The organism is Streptomyces sp. NPDC015125 (genome assembly GCF_043080045.1).
In the GTDB taxonomy this organism is placed as follows: domain Bacteria; phylum Actinomycetota; class Actinomycetes; order Streptomycetales; family Streptomycetaceae; genus Streptomyces.
In genome coordinates, this window is the sequence record NZ_JBIBVF010000058.1 from 1 (window position 1) to 1,211 (window position 1,211).

Below are 1,211 nucleotides of genomic sequence, written 5' to 3' on the forward strand. Positions count from 1 at the left end.
CAGGCCCTCCGGGACCATGGGCACGATGCCGCCGACGGTGCGCGCGATCGAGTCGTCCAGCTCGTTGTCCTTGGCGAGCAGCTGGCTGAGGATCAGGCCGATCGCGGTCGGGACCATCATCCACGTGACGTACTTGAGGATCGTGGAGATGCCGGAGCGCAGCTCGGACTGGACCAGCGTGAAGCGGGACGCCTCCTCGGCGAGCTGCGCCGCGTACGCCTCGCGCCCCACCTTGGTGGCCCGGAAGGCGCCGCCGCCCGCGACCACGAAGCTGCCCGACATGACCTGGTCGCCGGGCTGCTTGACCACCGGGTCGGCCTCGCCGGTCAGCAGCGACTCGTCGATCTCCAGCCCGTCCGCCTCGACGCACACCCCGTCGACGACGGCCTTGTCGCCGGGCCCGATCTCGATGACGTCGTCCAGCACGATCTCGGACGTGCTGATCTCGGCGGGCTTCCCGTCCCGGCGCACCGTGGGCCGGACCTCGCCGATCACGGCCAGCGAGTCCAGGGTTTTCTTCGCCCGCCACTCCTGGATGATGCCGATGCCGGTGTTGGCGAGGATCACGAAGCCGAACAGGCTGTCCTGGATCGGCGCGACGATCAGCATGATCACCCAGAGCACGCCGATGATCGCGTTGAACCGGGTGAAGACGTTGGCGCGGACGATGTCGGCCAGGGACCGGCTGCTGCGCACCGGCACGTCGTTGACCTGGCCGCGGGCGAGCCGTTCGGCGACCCCGGCCGCCGTGAGTCCGGTCGCGGGCGAGGAGGTGTCCACGGCGTGCGCGGGGTGCGCGGGATCGCGTCTGTCCGCGTCGAGATGCGTCATGCATTCGACGGTACGTGCGGTTTTACGGCTTCACCCACCGAGTGCGGAGAAGATCCGACCTGGGTACGAGACGCACCGGCGCGGTGTGCTGCCCAGGTACTACTTCCGGGCCTCGGTGGCGTCCCGCTTGATCGCGGCGTCGCGCCCCCGGACGTACCAGATGCCGATCAGGCCGAGGCCGGCGCCGGCCAGGCAGGTCCACACCCACCAGGTGTGCCCGTGGTCCTCGAACCAGCCGTAGAAGGGCAGCTGCACCAGGAAGAGGACGAACCAGAGGATGGTGCCGCCGACGATGGTCGGGACCACGGGGCCCTCCAGGGGCTCCGGCGCCTCGTGCGTGGGTGTCCACTTCGTCATGCATACAGCTTACGAGGAGCGTG

1 protein-coding gene and 1 pseudogene are annotated in these 1,211 nt (G+C 69.4%); both read right to left on the reverse strand.

The genetic code is table 11. The features are described 5' to 3' along the window. Positions 1-831, reverse strand: a pseudogene (locus tag ACF088_RS41270) (cation-translocating P-type ATPase); the annotation flags it as partial. Between the two features lie 99 nt (positions 832-930). Further along, entirely contained in the window at positions 931-1,188 is a 258-nt protein-coding gene (locus ACF088_RS41275; RefSeq protein ID WP_362092765.1) for a DUF2530 domain-containing protein, read from the reverse strand. Positions 1,189-1,211: the final 23 nt, after the last annotated feature.

Excerpts from the sequence above, each read along its gene's own strand:
- ACF088_RS41275 (WP_362092765.1), bottom strand. The coding sequence starts at position 1,188 with ATGACGAAGTGGACACCCACGCACGAGGCGCCGGAGCCCCTGGAGGGC.